Origin of the sequence: Flavobacterium sp. (assembly GCF_044348915.1) — a bacterium.
GTDB lineage: Bacteria > Bacteroidota > Bacteroidia > Flavobacteriales > Flavobacteriaceae > Flavobacterium.
Genome location: NZ_JBIKRX010000159.1, coordinates 1 through 2,786 on the forward strand (window position 1 = coordinate 1; position 2,786 = coordinate 2,786).

The following is a 2,786-nucleotide window of genomic DNA, read 5'->3' on the forward strand; positions in this document are numbered from 1 at the left end:
ATTTATTCAAACAAATAATTAATAAACACTAAATAAATACATCATGAATTACATTACATTTATCAATCCACCTGAATCTACTCAGCGAATGAAAACTAACTACTTACCACCTAAGGCAAGCAGAAGCTTAAAGGAACGATTTAAGGCTACTCACAAAGCTATTATTCATGAGCTTGACTATATCAGCCGACCAAGAACACACTACGACCACCTGGCGAGAGTGCTGGAAGCTAAAAGACAAATGGGACTTATCAATTATTAATCATAAAATCAATAAAATGTCAATCGTTAAAAAATTAGATCAGATCTTAACCCACATAGATGGAGTCCTCTCAGCTGATAGAGAGCAAAACGTAAAGATACTTATCAGGCAAATCAAAGATGAGCTTGCCAGCAACAATGACAAGACAATGGGAGACCTACTCAATGTCATCAAGCCTGCTAAATATGTGATATCTTTTACTTATAGCAACTTTACAAAGCAATATTTAACAAAACATGGTGCTTATGTTAGAGATATGAAAGATGCTTATGGCTATAACTCATTACAAAGCATTGCAACTGCCATTAATAAATTTAGCAAAGAAAATGCACATTTAGACTTCAAGATAGAAGAAGTAAGACCATCCATTGGATTCAGCGACTTCAATGATTTCCATGAGAATTGCTAATAAAATTTGCTAATTCATATAAATTGATTATTTTTGCAGTAAATACCAACCAAGTATGAAAAATATTATGCCCTCATTATTATTGCGAAATGCCACTTGGTTGGGGCTATCCATAATTTTGAGGGCAAACTTTTTAAATACCAACCAATGGCAGAAAACAAAAAATCCTTTATCCTTTATTGTGATTTAATAAACACGATAAATAAACTCCCTGATGATAAAGCAGGCAAGCTATTCAAAATCATTCTATCCTATGTCAATGATGAGAATCCAACAATAGATGATATACTTGTTGATATAGCCTTTGAGCCTATAAAGCTCCAACTAAAACGTGATCTAAAAAAGTGGGATGAGTCTTTAGGCAAAAAATCAAGTGCTGGAGTAGTTTCTGCATTCAATAAGTTTAAAGCTCGTGTTGATGAGAATATCAAAAAATTAGATATTAAAAAGGAGATTGCAATATGCAAAAAACGAATATTAGATAATGGTGGTGCTGATATTTACTATGAGAAGTGCTTAGAATACCTTAAATCAATAGAAATAAATCCAACAGGTGTTGATTCTGTTGCAACACTTTCAACTGTAACTGTAACTGATACTGTTAATGTAACTGTTAATGTTACTGATAATGTAATAAATAATATTAATACAGAAAATTCTATCGAATTTTTACATCCTCAAAATTTAGAAGATAATAATCAATCCTTAAAAGTAAAAAAAGAAAATACAGTCTTACCAGGGGGTCGGCAACTTCATAAATTAAATGATTATATAAAACAAAATTATCCAACTGTATTTAGATTAGGACAATTAACAGATGAGCAATGTGAATTTATAATAAAAACTTACCCTAAGGACCTAATAATTGATAAGCTTGATGCAATGGAGAATAAAAAAGACTTGGTTAAAAAATATAAAAGTAGTTTTTTAACATTAAAAAGTTGGTTAAAATTAGGAATGGAAAATTATAAAGCAAAGGATCAAAGCAGACTAAGCAAGAACCTATCAGTATTAGAATCAGCATTACAAACACTTAAAGAAAGAGAACAAGATGCAATACAATAAAGAAAAATTTATGATTGAAATAGCGAAAGCATTTCAGATTACAGGAGATAAAAACTGCACACAAAATGATATATTATTCATTACTGATACAATGGCTGATGATTGCCAGCAGTATAAGAACTTAGACTTTACTGAGCTGTTAAACATAGTAAATTTAGGTGCAAGGAAGAAGCTATGCGAGTTTTTTGGATTGAATGTAGCCACGATCCATTCATGGATTCAAGTCTACTTAAAATCAGATTACAAGAAAACTTACGATAAGGCAAAGTTTAATCCAAAGGATGAACTGCCTGACTTGACCGAGAGTGCTAAGGATGAGATATTCAAAAACACGATTATACCCACCTTGACAAGCAATAACCTACACGATGCATCATTGCCAGTTATTTACGATTACCTCGCCAAGAATGGCTATATTGATATCACAAATGGAGCTGTCAAGCACTTAGCAGAAGCCAAAGAAATGATTAAGACTGATTTATTCAGGAGAAAGGCTGAAGCTTCCAATAAAAGTGATGCCACCATCAACAAGTCAATCATGAAGGAGATAGCCTTGATTATGTCAGATGATTACAATCAAAACGATGTCAGGTATTTTGCCAAGATCATCTACATGAAACAGATTGATTTGGAGCTTTTAGAAAATAAACTAAAATAAACACTATTATAAATCAATAACTTGCAATAATCTTTAATAATCTTCAAAATAAATTTGGAATATTAAATTAACCTATTTATATTTGCATATCATTAACAAACTAAAATTAAAAAAAATGACAAAATTAAGAAGCTTATTAGCCATTCACGAGCTAAACATCAAGACACTTTGCTCGTACGAAAGAACAGCTGAAATGACCAATCATTCACTTGACCTGTACAACTTGCAAATGCAAAAACAAAAGGTTAAAGGTATCGAAGATGAGATACTTGATCTATTCCAAGCACCTAAGATTACATCTGAAGAACAAGCATTGTTAAATCTATCTGACTTCTTAGCTACTCAGATTGACAAGTTGAATACCTTGACGATTGATATTGAAGAAGATGAAG

Annotated in this window: 5 protein-coding genes; all 5 read left to right on the forward strand. The window is 31.7% G+C overall.

The annotated features are described in order from the left end of the window. Positions 1–43: 43 nt before the first annotated feature. Positions 44–262: a hypothetical protein gene (locus ACIQ1E_RS14325; protein ID WP_396172067.1), complete on the forward strand. Its 219-nt coding sequence runs from the start codon at positions 44–46 to the stop codon at positions 260–262. A gap of 16 nt (positions 263–278) precedes the next feature. Beyond that, on the forward strand, positions 279–671 hold the full coding sequence (locus tag ACIQ1E_RS14330) for a hypothetical protein (RefSeq protein ID WP_396172070.1): 393 nt from the start codon (positions 279–281) through the stop codon (positions 669–671). A 147-nt stretch (positions 672–818) separates the two neighbouring features. Further along, positions 819–1,736: a DUF6291 domain-containing protein gene (locus ACIQ1E_RS14335; RefSeq protein WP_396172073.1), complete on the forward strand. Its 918-nt coding sequence runs from the start codon at positions 819–821 to the stop codon at positions 1,734–1,736. Further along, positions 1,723–2,394 carry a hypothetical protein gene (locus tag ACIQ1E_RS14340; protein WP_396172074.1) on the forward strand — a complete coding sequence of 224 codons (672 nt, stop codon included), beginning with the start codon at positions 1,723–1,725 and terminating at the stop codon, positions 2,392–2,394. The genes ACIQ1E_RS14335 and ACIQ1E_RS14340 overlap by 14 nt, the downstream gene beginning before the upstream one ends. A 115-nt stretch (positions 2,395–2,509) precedes the next feature. Beyond that, on the forward strand, positions 2,510–2,786 hold a 277-nt coding region (locus ACIQ1E_RS14345), incomplete at its 3' end, for a hypothetical protein (RefSeq protein WP_396172076.1).

Coding starts and splice junctions, on each gene's coding strand:
- ACIQ1E_RS14340 (WP_396172074.1), top strand. CDS start 1,723: ATGCAATACAATAAAGAAAAATTTATGATTGAAATAGCGAAAGCATTT.
- ACIQ1E_RS14335 (WP_396172073.1), top strand. CDS start 819: ATGGCAGAAAACAAAAAATCCTTTATCCTTTATTGTGATTTAATAAAC.
- ACIQ1E_RS14330 (WP_396172070.1), top strand. CDS start 279: ATGTCAATCGTTAAAAAATTAGATCAGATCTTAACCCACATAGATGGA.
- ACIQ1E_RS14325 (WP_396172067.1), top strand. CDS start 44: ATGAATTACATTACATTTATCAATCCACCTGAATCTACTCAGCGAATG.